The 24,630-nt window shown below is 69.4% G+C and carries 19 protein-coding genes; 12 read left to right on the plus strand and 7 right to left on the minus strand.

Features of this window, described 5'->3' with window-relative positions; all coding sequences use genetic code 11:
* The first annotated feature begins 15 nt into the window (after positions 1 to 15).
* The gene (locus ACO2Q0_RS09655; RefSeq protein ID WP_423351279.1) at positions 16 to 828 is read left to right on the plus strand and encodes a PhzF family phenazine biosynthesis protein; all 813 of its coding nucleotides are present in this window, start codon (positions 16 to 18) and stop codon (positions 826 to 828) included.
* 65 nt (positions 829 to 893) lie between these two features.
* Here ACO2Q0_RS09655 and ACO2Q0_RS09660 read toward each other — a convergent pair whose 3' ends face one another.
* Both ACO2Q0_RS09660 and ACO2Q0_RS09665 read right to left on the minus strand, forming a co-directional pair.
* The gene (locus tag ACO2Q0_RS09660) at positions 894 to 1,268 is read right to left on the minus strand and encodes a hypothetical protein (RefSeq protein ID WP_423351280.1); all 375 of its coding nucleotides are present in this window, start codon (positions 1,266 to 1,268) and stop codon (positions 894 to 896) included.
* 128 nt (positions 1,269 to 1,396) lie between these two features.
* A complete protein-coding gene (locus tag ACO2Q0_RS09665; protein ID WP_423351281.1) occupies positions 1,397 to 1,735 on the minus strand; it encodes a hypothetical protein in 339 nt (112 codons plus the stop codon).
* Positions 1,736 to 1,959: 224 nt separating this feature from the next.
* Between ACO2Q0_RS09665 and ACO2Q0_RS09670 the strand changes: the two genes are divergently transcribed.
* Complete coding sequence (locus tag ACO2Q0_RS09670) at positions 1,960 to 2,250, plus strand: hypothetical protein (RefSeq protein WP_423351282.1); 291 nt, start codon at positions 1,960 to 1,962, stop codon at positions 2,248 to 2,250.
* 194 nt (positions 2,251 to 2,444) lie between these two features.
* On the opposite strand, the gene ACO2Q0_RS09675 is transcribed toward ACO2Q0_RS09670, so the two are convergent.
* Complete coding sequence (locus ACO2Q0_RS09675) at positions 2,445 to 4,943, minus strand: ATP-binding protein (RefSeq protein ID WP_423351283.1); 2,499 nt, start codon at positions 4,941 to 4,943, stop codon at positions 2,445 to 2,447.
* A gap of 156 nt (positions 4,944 to 5,099) precedes the next feature.
* On the minus strand, positions 5,100 to 7,037 hold the full coding sequence (locus tag ACO2Q0_RS09680; protein ID WP_423351284.1) for an ATP-binding protein: 1,938 nt from the start codon (positions 7,035 to 7,037) through the stop codon (positions 5,100 to 5,102).
* Positions 7,038 to 7,244: 207 nt separating this feature from the next.
* Here ACO2Q0_RS09680 and ACO2Q0_RS09685 point away from each other — a divergent pair, with 207 nt between their 5' ends.
* Together ACO2Q0_RS09685 and ACO2Q0_RS09690 are read left to right on the plus strand one after the other, a co-directional pair.
* On the plus strand, positions 7,245 to 7,574 hold the full coding sequence (locus tag ACO2Q0_RS09685; protein ID WP_423351285.1) for a hypothetical protein: 330 nt from the start codon (positions 7,245 to 7,247) through the stop codon (positions 7,572 to 7,574).
* 91 nt (positions 7,575 to 7,665) lie between these two features.
* Entirely contained in the window at positions 7,666 to 8,085 is a 420-nt protein-coding gene (locus ACO2Q0_RS09690) for a hypothetical protein (RefSeq protein WP_423351286.1), read from the plus strand.
* On the opposite strand, the gene ACO2Q0_RS09695 is transcribed toward ACO2Q0_RS09690, so the two are convergent.
* On the minus strand, positions 8,082 to 8,993 hold the full coding sequence (locus ACO2Q0_RS09695) for a DMT family transporter (protein ID WP_423351287.1): 912 nt from the start codon (positions 8,991 to 8,993) through the stop codon (positions 8,082 to 8,084). The two genes, ACO2Q0_RS09690 and ACO2Q0_RS09695, sit on opposite strands and share 4 nt — an antisense overlap.
* A gap of 220 nt (positions 8,994 to 9,213) precedes the next feature.
* On the opposite strand from ACO2Q0_RS09695, the gene ACO2Q0_RS09700 reads away from it, so the two are divergent.
* From ACO2Q0_RS09700 to ACO2Q0_RS09725, 6 genes are all read left to right on the plus strand, one after another.
* The gene (locus ACO2Q0_RS09700; RefSeq protein WP_423351595.1) at positions 9,214 to 10,359 is read left to right on the plus strand and encodes a phosphoserine transaminase; all 1,146 of its coding nucleotides are present in this window, start codon (positions 9,214 to 9,216) and stop codon (positions 10,357 to 10,359) included.
* Between the two features lie 69 nt (positions 10,360 to 10,428).
* Positions 10,429 to 12,003, plus strand: a complete 1,575-nt coding sequence (serA, locus tag ACO2Q0_RS09705; protein ID WP_423351288.1) for a phosphoglycerate dehydrogenase — start codon at positions 10,429 to 10,431, stop codon at positions 12,001 to 12,003.
* Between the two features lie 62 nt (positions 12,004 to 12,065).
* Positions 12,066 to 12,803, plus strand: coding sequence for a glutathione S-transferase family protein (locus ACO2Q0_RS09710; RefSeq protein ID WP_423351289.1), 738 nt, complete (start codon positions 12,066 to 12,068; stop codon positions 12,801 to 12,803).
* A 138-nt stretch (positions 12,804 to 12,941) separates the two neighbouring features.
* Complete coding sequence (locus ACO2Q0_RS09715) at positions 12,942 to 13,730, plus strand: ImuA family protein (RefSeq protein ID WP_423351290.1); 789 nt, start codon at positions 12,942 to 12,944, stop codon at positions 13,728 to 13,730.
* Complete coding sequence (locus ACO2Q0_RS09720) at positions 13,645 to 15,198, plus strand: DUF6504 family protein (RefSeq protein WP_423351291.1); 1,554 nt, start codon at positions 13,645 to 13,647, stop codon at positions 15,196 to 15,198. Before ACO2Q0_RS09715 ends, ACO2Q0_RS09720 begins: the two co-directional genes overlap by 86 nt.
* A complete protein-coding gene (locus ACO2Q0_RS09725) occupies positions 15,171 to 18,383 on the plus strand; it encodes an error-prone DNA polymerase (protein ID WP_423351292.1) in 3,213 nt (1,070 codons plus the stop codon). The genes ACO2Q0_RS09720 and ACO2Q0_RS09725 overlap by 28 nt, the downstream gene beginning before the upstream one ends.
* Positions 18,384 to 18,392: 9 nt before the next feature.
* Here ACO2Q0_RS09725 and ACO2Q0_RS09730 read toward each other — a convergent pair whose 3' ends face one another.
* The gene (locus ACO2Q0_RS09730) at positions 18,393 to 19,577 is read right to left on the minus strand and encodes an aspartyl/asparaginyl beta-hydroxylase domain-containing protein (protein ID WP_423351293.1); all 1,185 of its coding nucleotides are present in this window, start codon (positions 19,575 to 19,577) and stop codon (positions 18,393 to 18,395) included.
* A gap of 36 nt (positions 19,578 to 19,613) precedes the next feature.
* A complete protein-coding gene (locus ACO2Q0_RS09735) occupies positions 19,614 to 21,833 on the minus strand; it encodes a TonB-dependent receptor domain-containing protein (RefSeq protein ID WP_423351294.1) in 2,220 nt (739 codons plus the stop codon).
* 123 nt (positions 21,834 to 21,956) lie between these two features.
* Here ACO2Q0_RS09735 and ACO2Q0_RS09740 point away from each other — a divergent pair, with 123 nt between their 5' ends.
* Both ACO2Q0_RS09740 and ACO2Q0_RS09745 read left to right on the plus strand, forming a co-directional pair.
* A complete protein-coding gene (locus ACO2Q0_RS09740) occupies positions 21,957 to 23,456 on the plus strand; it encodes a carboxylesterase/lipase family protein (RefSeq protein ID WP_423351295.1) in 1,500 nt (499 codons plus the stop codon).
* A gap of 80 nt (positions 23,457 to 23,536) precedes the next feature.
* Entirely contained in the window at positions 23,537 to 24,433 is an 897-nt protein-coding gene (locus tag ACO2Q0_RS09745; RefSeq protein ID WP_423351296.1) for a Ku protein, read from the plus strand.
* Positions 24,434 to 24,630: the final 197 nt, after the last annotated feature.

Genomic DNA, 24,630 nt, shown 5'->3' on the forward strand with positions numbered 1-24,630 from the left:
CGGCAAGAGCCGGTCATGCGCCAGTGGACCGTCGACGCCTTCGCCGCCCAGCCCTTCCGGGGCAATCCCGCCTGCGTGGTCGAGCCGTTCGAGGGCTGGCCCGATGACGCCTGGATGCAGGCCCTGGCGGCCGAGAACAACCAGGCCGAAACCGCCTTCCTGCGCCGCATGGACGATCCGGCCAGGTTCGACCTGCGCTGGTTCACGCCGGCGGTCGAGGTGCCGCTGTGCGGCCACGCCACCCTGGCCGCCGCCCATGTGCTCTATTCGGAACTCGGGCTCGCCGCCGCAAGCGTCGCCTTCGACACGCGCTCGGGTCGGCTCGTCGTGGCGCGCCGGGGCGATGGCTACGAGATGGACTTTCCCAGCCAGCCGCCGACGCGGATCGAGCCGCCCGCAGGCCTGGCCGAGGCCTTGGGGGTGCGGCCGCGCGAGGTCTGGGTCTCCACCTATCTCGTGGCGGTGTTGGACGACGAGGCGACGGTGCGGGCGCTCCGCCCCGACATTCCGGCCCTCGCCAGCGTCGGCGCCGAAGCCAGCGGCGGCCCCGGCAACATCGGCGTCGCCGCGATGGCGGGGCCAGCCAAGCCCTATCAGGTGGTCAGCCGATTCTTCGGCCCCGGCTGCGGCATCCCTGAAGACCCCGCCACCGGTTCGTTGTACTGCATCCTGGCGCCGCTGTTCTCCGACAAGCTGGAGCGCGCCAGCCTGGCCTACCATCAGGCTTTTCCGGGCCGGGGCGGCGACCTGCAGTGCGAGGTTCGCGGCGATCGCGTGCTGATCCGCGGGCGCGCGGTGACGGTCCTCACGTCGCAGCTGCACGCATAGCGAAACGCCCCCGGATCGCTCCGGGGGCGTCGCCCACATTCCACTGGTGGGCCGGGAGGCCGGCCTTAGCGCCAGCGGTTGTTGTAGCTGTAGCGCGGGTAGTTGTTGGTCGCCGCCTCGATGCGGTTCACCGTGCTCGACAGGCGCTGGTATTCGTAGCGGCTGGCCTGGCCGGTTTCGACGCGCCAGGCGAGGGGCTGCACGGCGCGCAGCTCACGCTGCAGCTGGCGGGCCTGACCCCAGGGGATGCGGCCTTCCCGTGCGGCGTTGTTGATCCGCCATTCCAGGCTGTCGACGTACGAGGACGTCAGGTTGCCGCCGCGGTATTCCTCGTGTCGCTCGTAGTCACGCCAGGGTTGAGCTTGAGCGGCTCCAGCAGCAACGCCAGTCACGGCAAGGGTGGCGGCGGCGATGGCGGTGGTGAACTTCAGCTTAGTCATATCCATGATCCTCTGCTCTGGCGGTCCCTCGGCTTCGGAAGTCTTTTGATGGGCGCAGAAACCCGATCCGACGACCTGAGGTTCCGAAGAATGTTGGGGCTTGGACTTTGCCAAGCCCCGCGCGCCGGCTATCGGCGGCTGTACTGGTGGTCCCGCCGCTCGAAGCGGACCTGGGCCTCCAGGCGGTCGAACCGGCGATCGAGGTCCGCGCGCTCCCAGCTCGACAGGCCGTTCACCCGATAGCGGGCCTCCAGGCGGGCGAGCTGACGGAAGTCGTCGCGCAGCCGGTTGGCCTCGCGTCGGGTCAGATCGCCGTGACGGACGCCCTGATCGATGCGCCGCTCGAGGCGGTCCTGCCGGGCGTTGATGTTCTGCCAGCCGTCGTGGCGGTAGCTTTGCGCGGCGGCCGGAGCGGCGACGGCGGCGACCGACGCCAGGGCGGTGAGAGCGATCACTGTCTTCTTCATTTCGGTCCTCCAGAACCATCTTCGCGCCGCCGGAGCGGCTTCGATGGGTGCAGGAAACCACCCCCGGCCTGACCCCAACCTGAGCCCGGCAGTTGTGTGCGGTTCAGCTAGATGACCGGCCTGTCAGGCGGGCCGCGTCGGGGCTTCCATGCGCCTGGGAGTTGACGGCCGGCCCGCACGGGGGAAACCTCGAGGCGCCACGGAACGCGCAGTTGTGAGGCCGGATGAAGATCACCGAGGAGCAGGCGGCCACACAGGCGGTGAACCACGCCATCCTGGCCGCCCACCGGCTGGGAGAGCCCAGGGTGCTCCAACTCTCTTACGAGCAGTTCCGTGCGCTCAAGGTTTGTGGCCTGCCGGCCGACTGGAACGCGGGTCTGCCGATGACCTACCGGGGCCTCCGCCTGGCGCAGGCGGCGGACGGCGCCTGTGGGCGGGTGCTGGTCTGGGACCGCGCCCGGGAAAAGCAGATGGTGCAGCTCATCCGGCGGCTTCCCGAAGATCCGCCCGCCTGAGCGCATTCCTGCCGAAACGGCAGAACAGCTCTGCGGAAATGAACGGATGCGGCGGCGCTTAGGGGCGCCCACATGGGCGGAAGAGAGACGGAGCCCCTCATGAACATCCTGCCCGCCGCCTTGTCCCTGCTCAGCGCCGGCTTCGCCCTGGTCATGGCGATCCCGATCGTGGGACCCTACCTGCTCGCCACGTTCTAGGCCGCGACCACGCCGCCTTCGTGCGGCTGGGCGTCGACGCTTTCCAGCGCGGCCTGCAGCGCGGCGTAGAGATCGGCCACCTGCACCGGCTTGGCCACGAAGCCGTCCATGCCGGCGGCCTGGTAGCTCTGGACCTGGTGGGACATGGCGTTGGCGGTCAGGGCTATGATCGGCGTGCGCCGCCGGCCCGTGGCGGCCTCGCGGGCGCGGATTCGGGCGGTGGCCGTCACCCCGTCCATCTCCGGCATCTGCACGTCCATCAGGATCGCGTCCCAGTCGCCGGTCTCCCAGGCCTCCAGGGCGGCCTTGCCGTCCTCGACGATGTGCGGATCGACGCCGAGCTGGTGCAGCAGGGTCTTCAGCACGAGCTGGTTCACGGCGTTGTCCTCGGCGGCCAGGACCCGCAGCGACAGCCCCTCCGGCTCCGCATGCGCCGGCGGGGCCGGGGCGGGCGCGCTCTCGTCGCCCAGCCGCTCCAGCGGGATCCGCAGTGTGAACCGCGAACCCTCGCCCAGTTCGCTCGCCACGGCCATGTGACCGCCCATCAGCTGCGCCAGCTCGCGGCAGATGGCGAGGCCCAGCCCTGTCCCGCCGAACCGACGGGTGGTGGAGCTGTCGAGCTGGTCGAACTTGGAGAACAGCTTCGGCAGGGCGTCGGGCGCGATGCCGGGCCCGGTGTCCTGCACGGTCAGGGTCAGCGTCCCGTACTTGTGCTCGGCCGTGACCCGCACCTCGCCCGCCTCTGTGAACTTCAGCGCATTGGAGATCAGGTTGTAGAGCACCTGTCGGATCCGGCTCGGGTCGCCCCGGTAGCGCCCGGCGGCGGCGCGGGTGTCCAGAGCAAAGGACAGGCCCTTCTTGTTGGCGATGGCCGTGAAGGCGGAATAGGCGCCCCGCGCCAGTTCGCTGAGGTCGAAATCGACGATCTCGAGCTCCAGGCGGCCCGCCTCGATCTTCGAGAGGTCCAGGATGTCGTTCAGGATCGCCAGCAGGCTTTCCCCCGACTGCCGGATGATGCCCAGGCGCTCCTGCTGGCGACCGGTCAGGCTTTCGCTCGCCATCGCCTGGGCCATGCCCAGCACGCCGTTCAGCGGGGTGCGGATCTCGTGGCTCATGGTCGCCAGGAAGGCGCTCTTCGCCGCGTTGGCGGCCTCGGCCTGGGCCTGTGCCGCCCGCAAACGCCGCGTGGTCCTGATCTGCAGCGCAAACGCGACGCCGGCGCCGGCCACCAGCAGCAGGCCCAGAAGCATGACCCAGCGCTGCGCGCGAACGGCGCGCTCCCGGAGCATGGCCTCGTGCTTGGCGCTGGCAAGCTGGGTCTGCAGGGTCCCGGTGATCTGGCGCACGCCGCCATAGATGTCCTGCGCGTGGGCTGTCCGGCGTTGGCGCTCATAGGCGCGCAGCTTCTCGAACGCCTCGTCGGCGCGCCCCGACCCGGCCAGGATCTCGGCCTCCACCTCGGGCACCCGGACGAAGGCGGTGTCCTTGAACCGACCGGCCTGCCGGATGGCGATCAAGCTGTTCAGGTCCCGGCGCGCCTTGCCCACCTCCTTGGTCCGGGCGTAGGCGATGGCGCGCATGGGCAGGAGCCGGGGGGCCAGGAATTCCGCGCCGCGCAGATCCTCTCCGACAGGCGCCAGGCAGTTCAGGACCTCGCGGGGGCCGCCGAACGACTCTTCGTACAATCCGCAGAAGTAGGCGTCCCAGCCGTGGAGGCTGGGCAGGTCGGGACGCGCTGAGAGCGCATGGTGGACCTGCTTGAACTGCTGCGCGGCCTCCTGGTCGCCCAGGCGGATGGCCAGGACGCCTAGGTTGTAGACCGCGTCGAAGTCGGGCTTGGGGTAGGCTGGGTCGGCATAGTCGAACTGGGCCTTCTTGAAGGCGCGGGCGCTGCCGTCCAGGTCGTTGAGGCTCATCAGCGACAGGCCGATCGCCTCCCAGATGGTGGCGGCGGCGAAGCGGGCGTCGGGGTCGTTCCAGTCGATCAGGTCCTCGGCCTCGTACAGGCGCTTCAGGGCCTGGCCGGTCTCCTGGCGGTCGCGCAGCACCCGCGTCCAGATCGCCTGGGCATGGATGCGGGTGAACCAGTCCTTCTCGTCCCGCAGCCGGGCTTCGAGTTCGGTGACCGCAACGCCATCGCCCTGATCGATCCGCCGGGCCAACACGTTCAGCCGGGCCACGCGCTCGTAACGCTTGTCGCCAATGCGAGCGGCGTTCTCGGCGAGCAGGTCGTTGTAACGCTCGAACAGCTCCAGCTCGAGCTGGTTGCGATAGACGGTCGCCACATAGTTCAGCCGGCGCAGGCCCTCACGGTCGCGCCGCGCCGCCGCGCCGTCGCCGAAGCGGCGAAGCTCCTCGAAGCTGGTCGACAGCGCGCGACCCTCGATCGCCTTGGCCAGGCGAGCGGCGGTGACGCCCTCCGGCTGGGCATTGGCCCCGACGGGCGCGATCGCGGCGATGAACGCGCCGGCCAGCAGGCCCAGAAGACGACGCATGAATACCCCTGGAACTATGGGTCCCCCGACCCGATCCGATGATCAGACCCTCAAGCGTTACCGGACGCTTACCGAGGTGCGACTGTCCGCCGACACCAGGCGCTCGGGCGCGTGTTGCATAAGGTATAGGCCGTGGCGCCGCGCAGGCGGGCAGGTCTAGGCGGCAGCCGAACGCCGCCCCGAGGGCTGCGACGCCGCCGCGTCGTTCAGCGCGCCCGAGATGGCGTCGTACAGCTTGGCGATCTCGATCGGCTTGGCCACATGGGCGTCCATCCCGACCGCCAGGTATTCCTCAACCTGGTGGGTGAGGGCATTGGCCGTCAGCGCCACGATGGGCGTGCGGCGGCGCTTTTCCTTGGCCTCGAGGCTGCGGATCGTCTTGGCGGCCGTGATGCCGTCCATGACGGGCATCTGGATGTCCATCAGGATCAGGTCGTAGGCGCCGGTGCGCCAGGCTTCCACGGCTTCCTTGCCGTCGGGCACGATGTGCACGTCGATCCCGAGCGAACCCAGCACCGCCGCCAGAACCTGCTGGTTGGTCGGGTTGTCCTCCGCCGCCAGCAGCCGCAGGTCGCCGTCCTCATGGGCGGGCGCCGCGCCCGCGGCCTCGGGCGTCGCCGGCTCGCCCCGCCGCAGCGGGAGTTCGACGGTGAAGGTCGAGCCGTGCCCTTCGCGGCTCTGCACGTCGATCGAGCCGCCCATCATCTGTGTCAGCTCGCGGCAGATGGCGAGGCCCAGGCCCGTGCCGCCGAACCGGCGAGTGGCCGAGTTGTCGGCCTGGGTGAACTTCTCGAAGAGGCTGGGCAGCTTCTCGGGCGCGATACCCACGCCGGTGTCGCTGACGACGATGCGCAGCCCACCGGCCTCTGTCGCCTGGACGAGCGCGCGCACCTCGCCCTGGCTGGTGAACTTGACCGCGTTGGACAGCAGGTTGCCGATGATCTGGCGCAGGCGGTCGGCGTCGCCGCGCCACCAGCCGCGGGCCGCCTCGTCCACGTCGACCGAGTAGGCCAGTCCCTTGCCTTCGGCGACGACGCGGAAGTTCTCCCGCGCCTGCGCCAGTTCCGGCTCGAGTTCGAAGTCCTCGTCGATCAGGGTCAGCTTGCCGGCCTCGATCTTCGAGAGGTCCAGCACATCGTTCAGCACCGCCAGCAGCAGGCCGCCCGAACGGCGGATCACGTCCAGGCGATCGCGTTGCACGGGGGCGAGCTCGCCCATGGCCATCACCTCGGCCATGGCCAGCACGCCGTTCAGCGGCGTGCGGATCTCGTGGCTCATATTGGCCAGGAACTGGGTCTTCAGGACGTTCGCGGCGTTGGCGGCGTCCCGCGCGCCCTCCAGTTCGCGCATGGCCCGCTTCAGCTCGTCCTCGCGCTCGCCGAGCTTCGCCAGCAGGTGGTTGAAGCTGTCGGTGAGGCTGTCGAACAGCTCGTCGCCGGCCTCCACCTTCACAGGCGCGAAGCTGCCGCCGGCGGCGACCTCATGCATTGCGTCGGACAGGGCCTCGACGGGCTGGATCACCCGGTGGGCGAGGCTGCGCGACAGGAACAGGGCGACGCCCACGCCGCCGAACAGCAGCACCGCGGTCAGGGCGACGAATTTCGGTAGCATCGGCTGCAGCCGCGGCCGCTCGACCACCATCGTCAGCTGCCCCAGGGTGTCGGATCCCGACACGATGGGCATCTGGAAGGTCTCGACCTCCCGCCCGGCCGCTCCGGGCCGATCGTAGCGGGCCAGCTCGCGGCCCGACGGATCGACGAGGCGTGCGGAGACGACGGCGGAGCTGGCCTTAACCGCCGCCAGGCTCGCGCCGCTGAACGGCCGGTCGTCCATCACGGGCGCGGCCATCTCCGCGGCGATGCCGGCCAGGCCCATGTGCACCTGATGCGACTGCGCGCGGGCCACCGCCCATTGCTGCAGCATGAAGGTCAGGCAGGCCGCCAGCAGCACCACCACCGTGGTGATGACGCCCACGCGCGCGACACGCGCGTGGAAGGTCGCCGACGGCCGCGACGTGCGCGGCGTCCCGGCGGCCATCGCCGGGGAAGCGGCGCTGGCGTGGGCGGGTGATGTGCGGGCCTTGGGCGCGAACATGTCCCGAGTGATAGGCCGATAGTCCTAACGCTTCGCTTCCGCACTCGCCCGGGAGGCGAACCCCTTTCCGAGGCGGGGAACTGTGTTCTTGCGGCCACGCTACAACCGCCGACTGCGAAATTCATGGTTAACAACCCATGAATCGTTTGCGTTAAGCTTCACCATTCCTTTACCTTAACGAGCATCGGGTAACTGGAGGGTGTTCCCATGGAGAAGGTTTTCGTCGCCCAGCGCGTCGCCAAGAAGCTGATCTCGACCGAGCATGCCGTCGATGGCGCGCTTGCGGAGGCGGCCGAGCTGATGAGCGCCATGATCGCGGCCCGGAAGGACGTGAACGCCTCGCTGGTTTTCGCCGACGACGTTCAGGTGAAGCTGATGGACGCCATGAAGGCCCTCAGCGAAGCGCGCACCGCCATGGTGGGCGTGCACCACGAGCTGAACGAGGCCAAGCTGCGCCTCGGCATCCGCGCCAAGATGGGTCTTGAAGACAAGTCGATCGACGTCGCCGAGCCCGTCACCATGCGGCAGGCGGTCTGACCGACAGCTCCGATCGCGGAACTTCGCGATCTAAGAGTTGCAATACTTTAACTGGTGAAGGCGCTCTAATTGGGTTTAGGGCGCTTTCATCATGCCGACATCACCCGTCGTTCAACTTCTGCTGATCCTGGTCCTCGCGGGCTGCGCGTTCGGCGTCTGGAAGGGTGACCTTCCCGAGCGGGTGGGTGCGCTCATCATCCTGCTGAACGCTGCGCTGACGCTTTTCGTCGGCGGGCTGCTGGACGATGGCCCCGGCTATCTCTTCAACATGGTGCTCGACGCCGCCAGCGCGGTGGCCTTCCTGCTGATGACCATGCAATGGGGCAGGGTCTGGCTGGGCGCGGCCATGCTGATCTACGCGGCTCAGTTCGCGCTGCGCTCCTACTACCTCGTCACCGAGCGGCCGCACGACGACCTGCACGCCATCGTCAACAATGCGAACTTCATGGCGCTGATCATCTGCGTGGTGGCCGGCACCGCCGTCGCCTGGCGCCGCCGCGCGCGCGCCTAGCCGCTGTCCGCCGCCTTGGCCGCCGCCTTGGCCCCCGGCGCATAGGTGGTGAGCGCAACGCCGCCCAGGATCAGGGCGAGCGCCGCGAACGCGGGCCAGCCCGGCCGCTCGCCGAGGATCGCGACGCCGACGAGGGTCGCCCAGAGCGGCGCAAGGTAGACCGCCATCGACATGAACACCGGCCCGCGGCGACGCACGAGATAGACGAAGCCGACGCTGGCCAGGGCCGTCGGGAACACGCCGAGCGCCACCACCGCCAGCAGCGCTGGCCAGGGCGGCATCGGGGGAAACGGCTCAGCGGCGAACGCGACAGACGCGCCGGCCGCGCCGGCCGTCAGGCACATCATCAAGGCGCCGACCGACGAGGAGAGCGCCGGCGCGCGCTTCGTCAGCACGTTGGCCACGGCATAGAGGAAAGCGCCGAACAGGGCCGCCGCCAGCGCCTCGGCCTCCACGACAGCGCCCGCCTGCAGCCGCGGCGCGACCAGGGTGGCCAGGCCCAGGAAGCCGACCAGCACGCCAAGGCCCTTCCGCGCGCTGAGCCGCTCGCCCGAGAGGAAGAGGTGGGCGAGGATCGCCGTGAAAATCGGCGAGGCTCCGTTGCAGATGGCGTTCACGGCGCTGGGCAGGCGCTGGGCCGAGAAGGCGAACAGCGCGAAGGGCGCGGCCAGGCCCACGACGCCGATGACGGCATAGATCAGCCAGGCGCGATCGCTCAGGCGCGGCGGTCGCTCGCGCCGGCCGACGACCACCAGGGCCAGCACCGGCGCGGCCACCAGCAGCCGTCCCGCGGTGTTCCAGAACGGCCCCACGTGCTCGGTGGAGATCCGGAGCGCGGCGAAGGCCGAGCCCCAGCAGATCACCAGGAAGGCGAGCACCAGCCAGTCGGAGGCGCGGGACGTGGACATGGGCGCGCTTGGACCATGCGCCGCCCGACGCGCCAAGGGGGGCCGGCCGCCCGCGGCCGAGCGTCGCTCACAGCGGCATCAGAAAAGTTTCTCTTGCACTGCAGCAGGAACGCGGGCTTTTGGACGGCGGGCCACGCCCTCCCAACGGGGCGCTGCCTATCTGCAAGGATAGGAGACATCGCAGGTGACTACGCCTCCCCACACCGGGGCCAAGCCGGCCATGCGCCCGGCTCGTCCCGAGTTCTCTTCCGGCCCGTGCGCCAAGCGCCCCGGCTGGGCCCCCGAAAACCTCAGCAACGCCGTCCTGGGCCGGTCGCACCGTTCCAAGATCGGGAAGTCGCGCCTGAAGGAGGCGATCGACCGCACCCGCGAGGTGCTGGAGGTCCCCGACGACTATCTGATCGGCATCGTGCCGGGCTCGGACACCGGCGCCGTCGAGATGGCCCTGTGGTCGCTGCTGGGCCCGCGCCCCGTCCAGCTGCTGGCCTTCGAAAGCTTCGGCAAGGACTGGGTCACCGACGTCGTGAAGCAGCTCAAGCTGCCGGCGGAAGTGCTGGATGCGCCCTACGGCCAGCTCCCTGACCTGACGAAGGTCCGGCCCGACGCCGACCTCGTGTTCACCTGGAACGGCACCACCTCGGGCGTGCGCGTGCCGAACGCCGACTTCATCGCCGCCGACCGCGAGGGCCTGACGATCTGCGACGCCACCTCGGCCGCCTTCGCCCAGACGCTGGACTGGCCGAAGCTCGATGTGGTCACCTTCTCCTGGCAGAAGGCCCTCGGCGGCGAAGCCGCTCATGGCGTCCTGATCCTGTCGCCCCGCGCCGTGGCGCGGCTGGAGAGCTACACGCCGGCCTGGCCGATGCCGAAGCTCTTCCGCATGACCAAGAACGGCAAGGTCACGCTTGACCTGTTCGAAGGCGCGACCATCAACACGCCCTCGATGCTGGCCGTCGAGGACGCCGTCGATGCGCTGAAGTGGGCGGCCGGCATCGGCGGCCTCGCCGAGATGAAGCGCCGGGCGGACGCCAACCTCGCCATCCTCGCCGACTGGGTCGCCCGGACGGACTGGGTCGACTTCCTGGCCGAGGACGCCTCGATCCGGTCGAACACCTCGGTGTGCCTGAAGGTCGTCGATCCCCGCGTCACGAGCCTCCCCGCCGACGCCCAGGCCGACTTCGCCAAGAAGCTGGCCTCGGCCCTGGAAAAGGAAGGCGTGGCGCTCGACGTCGGCGGCTACCGCGATGCGCCTCCGGGCCTGCGGATCTGGTGCGGCGCCACCGTCGACACCAGCGACCTCGACGCGCTGACGCCCTGGCTCGACTGGGCCTTCGCCACCGTCGCCTCCGAACTCGCCGCGGCCTGAGCCGCCGCGCTTCCTGACATCGACCGCCGGGCGCGTAGACGCCCGGCGGCGCATCATCGGACACTTCCCATGCCCCGCGTTCTCATCGCAGACAAACTGAGCCCCGCCGCCGTCGACATCTTCAAGCAGCGCGGCGTCGACGCCGACGTGAAGACCGGCCTGTCCAAGGACGAGCTCCTGAAGATCGTCGCCGACTACGACGGCATCGCCATCCGCTCGGCCACCAAGGTCGACAAGGCCGTCATCGCCGCCGCCAGGAACCTGAAGGTCGTGGGCCGCGCCGGCATCGGCGTCGACAACGTCGACATTCCCGCGGCCACCGCCGCCGGCGTGGTCGTCATGAACACGCCCTTCGGTAACTCGATCACCACCGCCGAGCACGCCATCGCCATGATGTTCGCGCTCGCCCGCCAGCTCCCCGCCGCCGACGTCTCCACCCAGGCCGGCAAGTGGGAGAAGAACCGGTTCATGGGCGTCGAGCTCTACGCCAAGACCCTGGGCCTGATCGGCGCCGGCAACATCGGCGGCATCGTCGCCGACCGCGCGAACGGCCTGAAGATGAAGGTCGTGGCCTACGACCCGTTCCTTTCCGAGGAGCGCGCCGTCGAACTGGGCGTCGAGAAGGTCGAGCTGGAGGACCTGCTCGCCCGCGCCGACATCATCACCCTGCACACGCCGCTCACCGACAAGACCCGCAACATCCTGTCGGCCGAGAACCTGGCCAAGACGAAGAAGGGCGTCCTGATCGTCAACTGCGCCCGGGGCGGGCTGGTCGACGAAGCCGCGCTGCGCAAGCTGCTGGACGAGGGGCATGTGGGCGGCGCCGCCTTCGACGTCTTCGTCGAAGAGCCGGCCAAGGAAAACGTCCTCTTCGGCGCCGAGAACTTCATCGCCACGCCGCACCTCGGCGCTTCGACGAATGAGGCGCAGGAGAACGTGGCCCTGCAGGTGGCCGAGCAGATGAGCGACTACCTGCTCACCGGCGCGGTGACCAACGCCCTGAACAGCCCCTCGGTCACCGCCGAGGAAGCGCCGCGCCTGAAGCCCTTCGTGGCTCTGGCCGAGAAGCTGGGCGCCTTCGCCGGCCAGATGGTCGACTTCGGGGTCAAGGCCGTGGACATCGCCTTCGAGGGCGAGGTGGCCAAGCTGAACACCAAGCCGCTCAGCGCCGCGGCCCTGGCCGGCGTGCTGCGGCCGATGCTGGCCGAGATCAACATGGTCTCGGCGCCGGCGGTGGCGAAGGAACGTGGCATCACCGTCTCGGAGAGCCGGCAGGAGCAGTCGCCGATCTACGAGAGCCTCATCCGCATTACCGTGACGACCGAGAAGGGCAAGCGTTCGTTCGCCGGCTCCGTGCTCGCCGGCGCGCCGCGGATCATCGAGGTCAAGGGCATGGACCTCGACGCCCCGTTCGCGAACCGCATGCTGTACGTAAACAACCTCGACAAGCCGGGCTTCATCGGCGCGCTGGGCGCCCTGCTGGGCGACGCGGGCGTCAACATTGCGACCTTCAACCTGGGCCGCGTGGACGCCGGCGAGGACGCCATCGCCCTGGTGGGCGTGGACGAGGCGCCCGACGAAGCGCTGCTGGCCAAGATCCAGGCCCTGCCGCACGTGAAGGAAGCGCGGGCCCTGCGCTTCTAACTGGACCTTGTCCGCCCCGGCCCGGCTCCTACCCTTGGAGCCGGGTCGTTGGGAGGACGCTCATGAAGATCATCGGCTCGTACGTCTCGCCGTACGTCCGCAAGGTGCTGGCCTGCCTGGAGCTGAAGGGCCTGGCCTATGAGATCGACCCGATCACGCCCTTCTACGGCGATGACCGCTTCGAGCAGGTCAGCCCGCTTCGTCGGATTCCGGTCCTGATCGACGGCGACCTGACGCTCTGCGACTCCTCGGTGATCTGCGCCTACGTCGACGACGCCTATCCGGATCGGCCGCTGCTGCCGGCCGACGTGAAGGACCGCGCCCGCGCCCGCTGGCTGGAGGAGTTCGCCGACACCCGCCTGGGCGACGTGTTCATCTGGGGTCTGTTCTACCAGAAGGTCGTGCACCCGATCGTCTGGAAGCAGCCGGGCGACACGGCCCGCATCGAAAAGAGCCTGACCTCCGACATCCCCGCCGCGCTGGACTATCTCGAGAGCCAGCTTCCGGCCGACGGCTTCCTGTTCGGCGACATCGGCCTGGCCGACATCGCCGTGGCCAGCTTCTTCCGCAACGCCGCCTACGCCGGCTTCGAGCCCGACGCGGGCCGCTGGCCAAGGACGGCCGCCTTCGTCGCCCGGGCCTTTGCCCATCGGGCGTTCGCGGCGCTGGAGCCGTTCGAGCAGGCGCAGGTCCGCAGCAATCCCGCCGGCCGCCGCGCCGCCCTGCTCGAGGCCGGCGCGCCGCTGGCGGAGGACAGCCTGGGCGCGCCCACGCCGCGTCCCGGCGTGATGACGCTCTAGCCGCCCGAGAGCGCGCCGAAGATCAGCAGTTCCTCGCCCGCGCGAAGCGTTCGGTCGACGTGCATGCGGGGCTTCGCAACCTTGACTCCCCCTGGCCGGTTATGAGAACGAAAATGGAACGAAAGGAGTCCCGATCCCATGTCCGATTTTCGCGGCAAGCAGCTCGCTGCGCTGCAGGCGAAGATCGCCGCGCTGGAGACCAGCGGCCGGCCGGACGTGGGCTGCCTGCCGTTCGGCGCGCCGGAGATCGATCAGGCCTTGCCCGGCGGCGGTCTGCCGCTGGGCCGGTGGCATGAGGTCACGGGGCATGGGATGGAGGCCGAAACGTCGGCCGCCCCCGCCGCCTTCACGGCCCTTGTCGCCTCTCCCCTGGCCCGGCGCGGCGAGGCGGTCTGGATCATGCGCCGGGACGACCTCTGGGCGCCGGGTCTTAACGGCCTGGGTTTCCCCGCCGACCGCCTGATCTGCGTCTGCGCAAGGGACGACGCCGATGTGCTTTCGGTCATGGAGGACGCTCTGGCGACCGCGGGCGTGGCCTGCGTGATTGCCGAGACGGAGGACGTGGACCTCACCGCCGGACGGCGGCTGCAGCTCGCTTGCGAGCGACGCGGGACGACCGGGTTCGTGCTGCGCCGACGACCCTACGGCGGCGGGGCCCGCCGTGAGGCCGCCGGCTCGGCGGCCGCGACCCGCTGGCGGATCGCGGCCGCGCCGTCCGAACCGGCGGAGGATCTCTACCTGGGCGCGCCGCGCTTCCAGGTCGTGCTGGAACGCTGCCGGGGCGGACGAACGGGGGCCTGGATGCTGGAGGCCGAGAAGGCCTATTCAATGGAGGCAGGCGATGTCGCGCATCCTCTGCGCCTGGTCGCCCCTGTGGGCGATCGCGAACTGGCGCCGGCGACACCACGAGTCCGGCGCGCCGCCTGAACAAGCCGGGCCGGAGGCGCCCTTCGCCCTGATCGAGACGGTCGCCGCCGTCCGCCGGTTGTACGCCGTCAACGGCGCGGCGGCCGCGCAGGGGCTGTCCGTCGGCCAGAAGGCGACCGACGCCAAGGCGCTGGTTCCGCACCTGATCACCGCCGAGGCCGAGGCCGAGGCTGACGCTCGGGCGCTGTCCGAGCTCGTCGACTGGTGCGTCCGCTTCTCGCCCGCCGTGGCCGCCGATGGATCGGACGGCCTGTTCCTCGACATCACCGGCGTCTCGCATTTGTGGGGCGGCGAGGCCGAGCTGATGGCCGACCTCCGGGCTCGCCTGAAGGCCAACGGCCTGCCTTTCCGTCTGGCCATCGCCGACACGCCGGGCGCGGCCTGGGCTATCGCTCACTTTGGCAAGGACGGAACGATCGCGCCGTCGGGCGGTCAAGCGACCCTGCTGGCGCCGCTGCCGCCGGCCTCGCTCCGGCTCGAGCCCGAGGCTGTCGCCCAGCTCCAGCGCCTGGGCTTCAAGCGCGTGGGGCAGTTGATGGAGATCCCCCGTGCGCCGCTCGGCCGCCGGTTTGGGGCCCACACTCTGATGCGGCTCGACCAAGCCATGGGGCGCTGGGGCGAGGCGCTGCTCTTCCGCCGCCCGCCGACGCCGTGGGTCTCACGCCTGGCCTTCTTCGAGCCGATCAGCGCGCCCGAAGACATGGCGCGCGTCGCGGCCGATGTCTGCACGCGCCTGTGCGCCAAGCTTGAGACCCATGGCCAGGGCGCCCGCCGTTTCGAGGTCGGCTTCTGCCGAGTGGACGGCAAGATGCTTCCCATCGAAGTCGGCTTGGCCGTTCCGGGACGAGATGCGGCGCGGGTCGCCAAGCTCTTCGCGCCCAAGGTCGAGGCCGTCGATCCGGGCTTCGGGGTGGATGCCGTCCTGGCCTGGGCCCATGAGGTCGAGCCGGTCTCTGGGCGGCAGGGCAATGCGCTGGGCAGCCTGGCGCCGGCGCCCGAGGACGGGCTGATCCCGCTGGTCGACCGGCTGGCCAACCGGCTGGGCCACGACCGCGTCTGGCGCGCGGCTCCCGTTGAGAGCCACGTGCCCGAGCAGGCGGTCCGCCGGGCTCCGGTGCTGGAGAAGGGCAGGCGGGAGGCGGCGGCCTGGGATCCGGAGAGCCCACGACCCCTGCGCCTCTTCCGTCGTCCCGAACCGCTGGATCAGGTGTTCGCCGTCACCCCGGACGAGCCGCCCAGGCAATTCCGCTGGCGGGGGCGGATGCATCAGGTCCGCCGCGCCGAGGGGCCCGAACGCATCGGCGAGGAATGGTGGACGCGGGACATCGGCGACGTCTCCATCGCCCATGTCCGGGACTACTACCGCGTGGAGGACCAGGAGGGCGGCCGTTTCTGGCTGTTCCGCGCCGGCCTCTATGGCGATCCCGACGCCCCGCCCAAATGGTGGCTGCACGGACTGTTCGGATGACCCGCTACGCCGAACTGCAGGCCACCACCAACTTCTCGTTCCTGCGCGGCGCTTCGCATCCGTGGGAGCTGGTCACCGGGGCCGAGGCCCTGGGGCTCGACGCCGTCGGGGTCTGCGACCGCAACAGCCTGGCCGGCGTCGTGAGGGCCTGGCGGCAGGTGCGGGACCTGCGTGAAGGCGGCTCAAGGATCCGGGCCCTCACGGGGTGTCGCCTGGATTTCGCCGACGGGACGCCCAGCCTGCTGGTCTATCCTTCCGATCGGGAGGCCTATGGCCGTCTCACCCGGCTGCTTACGGCCGGTCAGCGCCGCTCGGAGAAGGGGCTGTGTGAACTGCACTGGGAGGACTTCCTCGCTCACGCCGAGGGGCAGCTCGTCCTGGTGGTCCCGCCCGAGCGCCTCGACCAGATGTTCGAGGGGGACCTGCGCCGGCTGCGGGGCGAATTGCCGGACGTGTGGCTGGCGGCGGCCAGGCGTTACGGCGCGCGAGACCTGCATCGCCTTTCACGCCTGGCCGCCCTCGGCGAGGCCGCCGCCATCCCCATCGTGGCCACCAACGATGTGCTCTATCACGGGCCGGAACGCAGGCCGCTGCAGGACGTCCTGACCTGCATCCGCGAGAACTGCACCATCCAGGAGGCGGGTCTGCGCCTCCAGGCCAACGCCGAGCGGCATCTTAAGCCGGCGGAGGAGATGGCCCGGCTGTTCGCCAAGTTTCCCCACGCCGTCGAGCGCACCGTCGAAATCGCTGACCGCATCGGCTTCGATCTGAGCGAGCTGCAGTACGAGTATCCAGACGAGCCTGTGCCGCCGGGCAAGACCGCCATCCAGCGCCTGCGCGACCTCACCTGGAAGGGTGCGGAATGGCGCTTCTCCAAAGGAATGGGCGAGGCCGAACGCCGGACGATCGAGAAGGAGTTGGCCCTTATCGAGAAGCTCGACTACGCCAACTACTTCCTGACCGTGCACGACATCGTGGCATGGGCCCGCAGCCAGAACATCCTCTGCCAGGGCCGGGGGTCGGCGGCCAATTCCTGCGTCTGCTTCTGCCTGGGGGTCACCGCCGTCGATCCGACGAAGGACGATCAGGACCTGCTGTTCTCACGGTTCATCTCCGAGAACCGCAACGAGCCGCCCGACATCGACGTGGATTTCGAGCATTCCCGCCGCGAGGAGGTGATGCAGTACATCTACCGGCGCTACACCCGCGACCGCGCGGCGATCGTGGCGACGGTGATCCACTACCGGCCGCGCATGGCGATCCGCCAGGTCGGCAAGGCGCTGGGTCTGACCGAGGACGTCACCGCGGCGCTCGCGAGCACCGTCTGGGGCAGTTACGGCGACGGTGTTCCCGACGACCATATCCGCCAATGCGGCATCGATCCGGATGCGCCCGAGATCCGGCAGGCGACCACCCTTGCGCAGGAGCTGCTGGCCTTCCCGCGCCACCTCTCCCAGCACGTGGGCGGCTATGTGCTGACCAAGCGCCGCCTGGACGAAACCGTGCCGATCGGCAATGCCGCGATGCCGGACCGCACCTTCATCGAATGGGACAAGGATGACATCGACGCCCTGGGGCTGATGAAGGTCGATATCCTGGCGCTCGGAATGCTGACGGCTCTGCGCAAGAGCCTCGATCTCCTGGGCTACGCCGACATCGCCGAGATCCCGCAGGAGGACGAGGACGTCTATCGCATGCTCACGCGGGCGGACTCCGTGGGGGTCTTCCAGGTCGAGAGCCGCGCGCAGATGTCGATGCTGCCGCGGATGAAGCCCAACAGGTTCTACGACCTCGTCATCGAGGTAGCGATCGTCCGGCCCGGCCCCATCCAGGGCGACATGGTCCATCCCTACCTGCGGCGCCGGGAAGGCCTTGAGCCCAGCGACCTGCCCAGTCCGTCGCCCGAGCACGGGCCTGCCGACGAACTGCACAAGATCCTTGGCAAGACCAAGGGCGTGCCGCTCTTCCAGGAGCAGGCGATGAACGTCGCGATCACGGCGGCCAAGTTCTCGGAAACCGAGGCCGACCGGCTGCGCAAATCGATGGCGACGTTCCGCAACGTGGGCACCATCGGCGAGCACGGCGTGAAGTTCGTCGAGGGCATGATCCGGCGCGGGTACGACCCAGACTTCGCCCATCGCTGTTTCAAGCAGATCGAGGGTTTCGGCTCCTATGGCTTCCCGGAGAGCCACGCGATCAGCTTCGCCCTGCTGGTCTACGCCTCGGCCTGGGTGAAGTGTCACCACCCGGACGTCTTCCTGGTTTCGCTTCTGAACAGCCAGCCGATGGGTTTCTACCAGCCCGCGCAGTTGGTTCGGGACGCTCGGGAGCACGGCGTGGAAGTGCGCCCGCCGGACGTGATGGCCAGCGACTGGGACTGCACGCTCGAGCTCAAGGACGACCCGCGCGAGAAACACCGGCCGGTCCGACTGGGGCTCCGGCAGATCAAGGGGCTGAAGGAGGCCGAGGCCGCCGCATTGGTCGAAGCGCGCGCCTCCGGCGCCGACACCATCCAGGCCTTCGCCCGCTGGCCCGGCGTCACCCGTCGGGCCCTGGAACTGCTGTCCGAAGCCGACGCATTCCACAGCCTGGGCCTGTCCCGGCGCGAGGCGCTGTGGACCGTGAAGGGACTGACCGACGACTTCGCCAGTTCGGCGCCGGCGCCGCTGCTGCGCCGGCAGAAGCTGAAGGAGGCGCAGGTCGAGCTGCCGTTCATGAGCCAGCCGCAGCACGTCGCCGAGGACTATCGGACGACCAGCCTCTCGCTGAAGGCTCATCCCATGAGTTTCTTCCGCGAGGACTTGGCCAGGATGGGCGCCGTACGCTGCGAGACGCTGAAGGATGCTCGCGACCGTCGCCGGCTTTCGGTGGGCGGGCTGGTCCTCGTGCGCCAGCGGCCCGGCACCGCCAAGGGCGTCGTCTTCCTGACGCTGGAGGACGAGACCGGCATCGCCAACATCGTGGTCTGGAGCAAGGCCTTCGAGGCCAACCGCCGCACCGTGATGGGCTCATCCTTCCTGGTCGTGGAGGGTCAGGTCCAGAGCGAGAGCGGCGTCGTCCATGTGGTCGCCGAACGGTTCATCGACCTGTCGCATCGCCTGTCCGAACTGCGCGATGACGAGGCGCCGATCGCCGCGCGCTCGAAGGTCACCGGCCGCCTGATCCGCAGCCGCGACTTCCACTGACCCGAAGCCTCAATCCCCCGTCGGCGGCGCGTCGCCATAGGAGTCGACGGCCTGCAGCGTCGCGCTGATCAGGTCGCGCTCGGCAGGCGACAGCTCGGGCCGCCAGATGTCGAAGATCATCACCACGCGCAGGTGCTCGGGGTTCCGGTTCCAGGCCTCGTGCTCGATGCTGTCGTCGAAGATGCAGGCCTCGCCCACCGTCCACGGCCGGGTCTCCGAGCCCACCCGCATGGCGCAGTCCGACGGCACGATCAGCGGCAGGTGGCAGATGTAGCGGCTATTCATGAAGCCGTGGTGCGGCGGGATGTGCGCGCCGGGCCTGAGCAGCGAGAACAGCACCGAGGGCGTGCGCCCCGGAATCCGGCAGAGCGGAACGTCGGCCAGCGCCTGCATGGTCTTCGGGCAGCGGGCGGCGTTCTCCGCGACGACGTCTCCGTCCTTCCAGAGGTAGAAGGCGCTCCACGCCGGATTGCCCAGCAGGCCCAGGTTGTCGAACGTCGGCCGGCCGTCCACCGCCTCGACGTAGGGCCTGAACGCCGTCTCCTCCTCCAACACCTTGAGCAGTTCGTCGCGGATGTCGTCGGTGGCGGCCTCGACCTTGTCCATCCACGGGAAGTCGGCCCGGTCGGCCCACTCGATGTTCGGCAGCTCGGGATAGTAGAAGTACATCGGCTGCTGCAGGTAGAGCTGGGTCTTGCCCAGCAGCAGGTCCACCGCCTTGCGCGCGCGCCGCGCCTCGGGCCGGTCGATGCCGTGGCCGGCGAGTTCGCCGCGAAGGTGGTCTTCATAGACCTGGCCGTAATGGGCGTGCATGGCGCGCGCCCGCGCGGCCTCGGCCTGGAGCGCCGGCTCCACCTGGCCCATGTCGGCCAGCCGCACCACGGCGTTGTAGTAGGACGAGGCGCTCTTGGCGGCGCCGTCCGCCGCATAGCTGTCGGCCATCATCAGCAGCGCGCGCGCGTTGCGTGGCTCCAGCGCCAGCGCCGCCTCCAGCGCCTTTCGCTCGGCGGGCCGATCGCCCAGCGCCTTGTGCGCCATGGCCACGCCGATCCAGACGGCGGCGTTGGGCTGGCCGCCCTCGGTGATGCGGGTGAAAAGCGCCAGCGCCTCGGCGGCGCGCCCTTCACGCAGCGCCAGGCCGCCGTCGCGCCACGCGGCTTGCAGGGTTGCGGGATCGGCGGCGGTCGAGCTCATGCCGGTTTCAGGCCCGATCCCCGCGTCACGGTCAAGTCAGGTGGCGGGCGGGCCGCCGGCGCCGAAGTCGAAGCCGGGATCCCGCTGCCGCTGGCGTCCGAAGGTGTAGTTGAAGCCCACGAACACGCCGCGCAGGCTGAAGTCCCGCTTGGTGCGGCCCTGCAGGACCGGCGTGTCGATCACCTGGGTCTCCTTGAAGGTCCCCAGCACGTCCTGGGCGGTGAGGGTCCATGAGAGCTGGTCGTTCAGCTTGCGGCGATAGCCGATGTTCAGCATCGAGATGCCGTCCATATGGCCCTGCGCCGTCAACCGGCGGCCGTTTATGAAGCCGTTGAACTGGACGAAGTCCTTGGGCGTCACCTGCCAGTTGATGTTGCCCCGGCCGCTCAGCGTGTAGCCGTCGCGTTTGCCTTCGCCCAGCCGGCTGGCGTCGATCTCGTTCCAGTAGGCGTTGGCGCTGAGATTGTAGGTGATCTTCGGCGTCAGCCGGCCGTTGGCGACCAGCTCCAGGCCGGCCGCCCGGCTTTCGTCCAGGTTCTCCCGCGTGGTCACGAAGACGCCGTTGCCGACGTCGCGCACGACGTCGCTGATGCCCTTGGAATTCTGCCGATAGTACAGCGTGGCGACATAGGTCTGGCCGGCCTTGCGGTGCTGGTAGCCCAGCTCGAACGAGTCGGTCTCCTGCGGCTTCAGCAGAGGGTTGCCGCGCCGGAAGTTGAACGGATCGATCTCGATCAGGAACGGGTTCAGGTCGTCCGCCGTGGGCCGCTGGATGCGCAGGCTGTAGCTGGCGCTCACCTGCCGACCTTCGCCCAGCGCGTACGAGAGGTGCAGGCTGGGATAGAGCCGCGTGTAGTCGTTCTCCGCCTGCACCGGCCCGCCCGTCGTCAGGTTCAGGTCGAGCTTCGTGTCCTCGAGCCTCAGGCCGCCCAGCACCGTCAGGTCGCCGACGGGATGCTGGTAGGTGAGGTAGGCGGCGTTGATCGTCTGTTCGAACAGGAAGCGGTAGGTCAGGCCGGGGTCGACCGGCAGGTCGGCGATGCTCGCCAGGCCCCGGCGGCCGATGTTCTCAAAGGCGTTGTCGTCGTACTGGAAGGCGTAGCCGGCCTTCAGCTTGCCGTTGTCCGGCATCGGCCGGGTGTAGTCGACCTTCACCTCCGTCTGGCGCGTGCTGCTCTCGTAGTCGCCGAGCTCCAGGGTGTCGGCCGCGGCGGGGACCCGGAACGAGGTGAGGGAGCCGCGGTCGCGCCGAATCTCGCCGATCTCATAGCTGCCGTTGACGACGACCTCGTGCTCTTCGCCGTCGAACTTCCGCCGCCACGTCGCGCCCAGGTCCACGTTGTCCCGGCGTTGATCGGCGGTGTTGAAGCGCTCGATCACGCGAGCCGCGCCGCCGCCGGCGCCGTCGTACTGCAGTTGCTCCATACCGTCCGACTGCGGCCGGATCGCGTGAACCATGACGCTCAGGTTCAGGCGGCTCTTCGCGTCCAGATCGTAGTCGACACCGATGCGACCGAGCGCGATGTCGACCTTGTTGCGGATGTCGGCGTACTGCCGGTTCTCCAGAACCTGTCCGGTCGCGCCGTCCAGCCGGCTCCGGCGGTCCTCGATGTCGATCTCCTGCGTATCGCGCCGGTAGCTGAGGTCGCCCGCGACGGTCAGCTTGCCGTCGTTGCGCGAACCCGAGACGCCGACGTTCCAGCGACTGTCCGTGCCGAGGTTCGCGCGCACCGAACCCGAGCTGCCCAGCCGCCGGGTCTTCTTCGTGACCAGGTTGATCACGCCGGCCGCGCCCTCCGGGTTCATCGCCGCCGAGGGGTTGGTGATCACCTCCACCCGCTCGATCTGGTCGGCGGGCAGCGACTGCAGCGCCTGACCCCGGCCTTCGCCCTGGAACATGGTCGAGGGCTTGCCGTCGATCATGATGGTGACGTTGGAATCGCCGCGCAGGCTGACGTTGCCCTGCACGTCCACCTGCACCGACGGCACGTTGCGCAGGGCGTCGCCGATCGAACCCGAGGTGGCCTGCAGGTCGGAGGCGACGCCATAGCTTTTGCGGTCGATGTCCACCCGCATGCCGCTGGACTGGCCCTGGACCACGACGCCTTCCACGGTCGCGGGCGGCTTGCCGGGCGGAGCCTTCGGCGGCGGCTTCTGCGCCGCGCCTTGGCCCGCGGCGGCCGAGGCCATCAGCAGCGACGAGGCCCCGGCCAGCAGGATGGATGTCGCCCGCCGGCGCGCATGCGTATTGGACAAGTGCCGTCCCCCCGAACGATGTTCGTCTTGGCTCGTCATGAAGCTTAGCGGCGACTTTGTGTTGAACAGTTGCAGCGGCGCCATCAGGGCGAGTTAAATCTTCGTCATGAAGGGGAGCAGGTGATGCGCAGACTGGTGATCGGGCTCGCGTCGGCGACGTTGGCCGGAAGCGCCTGGGCTCAGGCGCCCGCGCCCGCCCCGCGCGCGACGGTGGAAACCGGCGTCCTCGTGGGTGAGGCGAACGACCGAGCGAACATCTTCCGCAACATCCCCTATGCCGCGCCGCCGGTCGGCGCCCTGCGCTGGGCTCCGCCGCAGCCGGCGGCGAAGTGGCGCGGCGACCGGGACGCGGCCAAGGCCGGCCCCTCCTGCCCGCAGCCGATGAACCCAAACGGAGCCCCGAACACCGGCGGCGCGAATGGGCCCATCTCCGAGGACTGCCTGCAGCTCAACGTCTTCGCGCCGAAGCAGGCGAAGGCCGCGCCGGTGATGGTCTGGATCCACGGCGGCTCGCATCGGACGGGCGCGGGCTGGATCTACGACGGCTCCAACTTCGCTCGCGACGGCGTGGTGGTGGTCACGATCAACTACCGCCTGGGCGCGCTCGGCTACTTCGCCCACCCGGCGCTCACCGCCGCGGCGGGCTCGCAGCCCGTGGGCAACTACGGGCTGATGGACCAGATCGCCGCCCTGCGGTGGGTGCAGCGGAACATCGCCAAGTTCGGCGGCGATCCGCAGAACGTCACCGTCTTCGGCGAAAGCGCCGGCGGGATGAGCACGCTGGCGATCCTCGCCACGCCCGAAGGCAAGGGCCTCTACCGCAAGGCCATCGTCCAGTCGGGGCTGGGCTGGTTCGAACCGAAGACGCTCGCCGAGCAGGAGAAGGCCGGCGTCGACGCCCTGGCCAAGGCGGGCGTGACCGCCGCCACCGCCGAGGAACTGCGTGCGCTGCCGGTCGAGAAACTGGTCGCCGTCAACGCCCAGTTCGCGCCGTTCACCGACGGCAAGGTCATGACCGAGACGGCGACCCAGGCGCTCGCCGCCGGCCGCTTCGCCGACGTGCCGCTGATCATCGGCTGGAACTCGGGCGAGGACAGCCTGATGGGCCCGGGACCGCTCCCGCCGGCCCAGCTCGCGCAAATCCCGCCCATCGCCCGCGCCGTCTATCGCGAAGAGGCGGCCGAGGGCGACGAGCGCCTGGCCCGGGCGCTCTTCACCGACCGCATCTTCGGCGGGCCGGCGCGCTGGGTCGCCGCGAAGGCCGCGCCCGGCCAGCCGGCCTGGCTCTACCATTTCTCGTATGTCGCCACGCGCATGCGGCCGTCGGTGAACACCTCGGCCCACGCCGCGGAGATCCCCTATGTCTGGGAGTACTGGGGCCGGCGCACGCCGATGAGCGTGGTCAGCGACGAGGACAAGGCCGTCGCGACCCTGATGCACGCCTGCTGGGTGACCTTCGCCAAGGCCGGCAAGCCCCAGTGCGGCAAGGAGGCCTGGCCGGCCTACGACGGCTCCGACCCGCTGATGGAGTTCGGGGCCGACAGCGGGATCCGCACCGGCTTCCGGAAGCCGAAGCTGGACGCCGTCCAGGCCGTGGCGCTGCCGACGCTGGGGCTGAAGTGACCTCGGCGCTAAGTCTCTGATCCGACTCGCGAACTGATTCGCCGAGCTTGGCGTTTCCGGACTCTGATCCGGAGACTTCGATGGCGACCCGTCCGACCTGGCAGGGCTATCTGCGCCTGTCCCTCGTGAGCTGCCCGGTGGCGCTCTACACGGCCACCTCGCGGCAGGGCGAGGTGCATTTCAACATGCTCCACAAGGAGACGATGAACCGGATCAAGATGATCCCGACCGATCCAGAGACGGGTCCGGTCGACCGATCCGAGATCGTCAAGGGATTCGAGATCGAGAAGGGCCGCTACGTCGTGGTGACGCCCGAGGAGATCCAGAACGTGAAGCTGGAGACCACCCGGACGCTGGATATCGAACGCTTCGTCGACCACGACGACATCGATCGTCTTTATTTCAACGACCCCTACTTCCTGGTGCCCGACGGCGACATGGCGGTGGAGGCCTTCACCGTCATCCGCGAGGCCATGGAGAAGGCCGATCGCGTGGCTCTCGGGCGCCTCGTCATGCACCAGCGCGAGCGGCTGATGGCGCTGGAGCCGCGGGACAAGGGCATCCTGGCCTACACCCTGCGCACCAAGCGCGAGGTGCGCGACGCCCAGGAGATCTTCGACCGCATCCCCGACGCCAAGGTGAACGCCCAGATGGTCGACATCGCCTCCCGCATCATCGAACAGCAGGAAGGCGCCTTCGACCCCAGCCAGTTCAACGACCGCTACGAGGACGCGCTGCGGGCCCTGATCAAGGAAAAGGAGAAGGGCCACACGGTCACCGCCCCCGAGCAGCCGAAGGAGGCCGAGGTGATCGACCTGATGGAGGCGCTGAAGCGGAGCCTGGGCCAGGGCGGCGGTGAGCGGCGGAAAGCTGCGCCGAGAGCGGCCGCATCGAGCAAGAAGTCCGCCCCGGCCAAGTCGTCAAGTTCCGCAAAGAAGCCGGCCCCGAAGAAGGCGCCGGCAAAGAAGCGCGCCTGAACAAGCGTTACTGTATCGCATGTACAGTAATTCATTGACTTTTGACTGAAGGCGCGATGTCGAAAACCTGTTGACCCCGTACGAATACGGGTTGCGCGCACTCTACCGGCGGGTGTGATCTGGACTGCAGGAGCGGGGGGCGAGAGCCCATCGCACGCGTGGGGGATGTCGCTGGCCGGCGTCGCCCGCGCCGGAGC

Origin of the sequence: Phenylobacterium sp. VNQ135, assembly GCF_049445735.1 — a bacterium.
Lineage (GTDB): Bacteria > Pseudomonadota > Alphaproteobacteria > Caulobacterales > Caulobacteraceae > Phenylobacterium.

Coding starts and splice junctions, on each gene's coding strand:
- ACO2Q0_RS09655 (WP_423351279.1), top strand. CDS start 16: ATGCGCCAGTGGACCGTCGACGCCTTCGCCGCCCAGCCCTTCCGGGGC.
- ACO2Q0_RS09660 (WP_423351280.1), bottom strand. CDS start 1,268: ATGACTAAGCTGAAGTTCACCACCGCCATCGCCGCCGCCACCCTTGCC.
- ACO2Q0_RS09665 (WP_423351281.1), bottom strand. CDS start 1,735: ATGAAGAAGACAGTGATCGCTCTCACCGCCCTGGCGTCGGTCGCCGCC.
- ACO2Q0_RS09670 (WP_423351282.1), top strand. CDS start 1,960: ATGAAGATCACCGAGGAGCAGGCGGCCACACAGGCGGTGAACCACGCC.
- ACO2Q0_RS09675 (WP_423351283.1), bottom strand. CDS start 4,943: ATGCGTCGTCTTCTGGGCCTGCTGGCCGGCGCGTTCATCGCCGCGATC.
- ACO2Q0_RS09680 (WP_423351284.1), bottom strand. CDS start 7,037: ATGTTCGCGCCCAAGGCCCGCACATCACCCGCCCACGCCAGCGCCGCT.
- ACO2Q0_RS09685 (WP_423351285.1), top strand. CDS start 7,245: ATGGAGAAGGTTTTCGTCGCCCAGCGCGTCGCCAAGAAGCTGATCTCG.
- ACO2Q0_RS09690 (WP_423351286.1), top strand. CDS start 7,666: ATGCCGACATCACCCGTCGTTCAACTTCTGCTGATCCTGGTCCTCGCG.
- ACO2Q0_RS09695 (WP_423351287.1), bottom strand. CDS start 8,993: ATGTCCACGTCCCGCGCCTCCGACTGGCTGGTGCTCGCCTTCCTGGTG.
- ACO2Q0_RS09700 (WP_423351595.1), top strand. CDS start 9,214: ATGCGCCCGGCTCGTCCCGAGTTCTCTTCCGGCCCGTGCGCCAAGCGC.
- serA (WP_423351288.1), top strand. CDS start 10,429: ATGCCCCGCGTTCTCATCGCAGACAAACTGAGCCCCGCCGCCGTCGAC.
- ACO2Q0_RS09710 (WP_423351289.1), top strand. CDS start 12,066: ATGAAGATCATCGGCTCGTACGTCTCGCCGTACGTCCGCAAGGTGCTG.
- ACO2Q0_RS09715 (WP_423351290.1), top strand. CDS start 12,942: ATGTCCGATTTTCGCGGCAAGCAGCTCGCTGCGCTGCAGGCGAAGATC.
- ACO2Q0_RS09720 (WP_423351291.1), top strand. CDS start 13,645: ATGTCGCGCATCCTCTGCGCCTGGTCGCCCCTGTGGGCGATCGCGAAC.
- ACO2Q0_RS09725 (WP_423351292.1), top strand. CDS start 15,171: ATGGTGGCTGCACGGACTGTTCGGATGACCCGCTACGCCGAACTGCAG.
- ACO2Q0_RS09730 (WP_423351293.1), bottom strand. CDS start 19,577: ATGAGCTCGACCGCCGCCGATCCCGCAACCCTGCAAGCCGCGTGGCGC.
- ACO2Q0_RS09740 (WP_423351295.1), top strand. CDS start 21,957: ATGCGCAGACTGGTGATCGGGCTCGCGTCGGCGACGTTGGCCGGAAGC.
- ACO2Q0_RS09745 (WP_423351296.1), top strand. CDS start 23,537: ATGGCGACCCGTCCGACCTGGCAGGGCTATCTGCGCCTGTCCCTCGTG.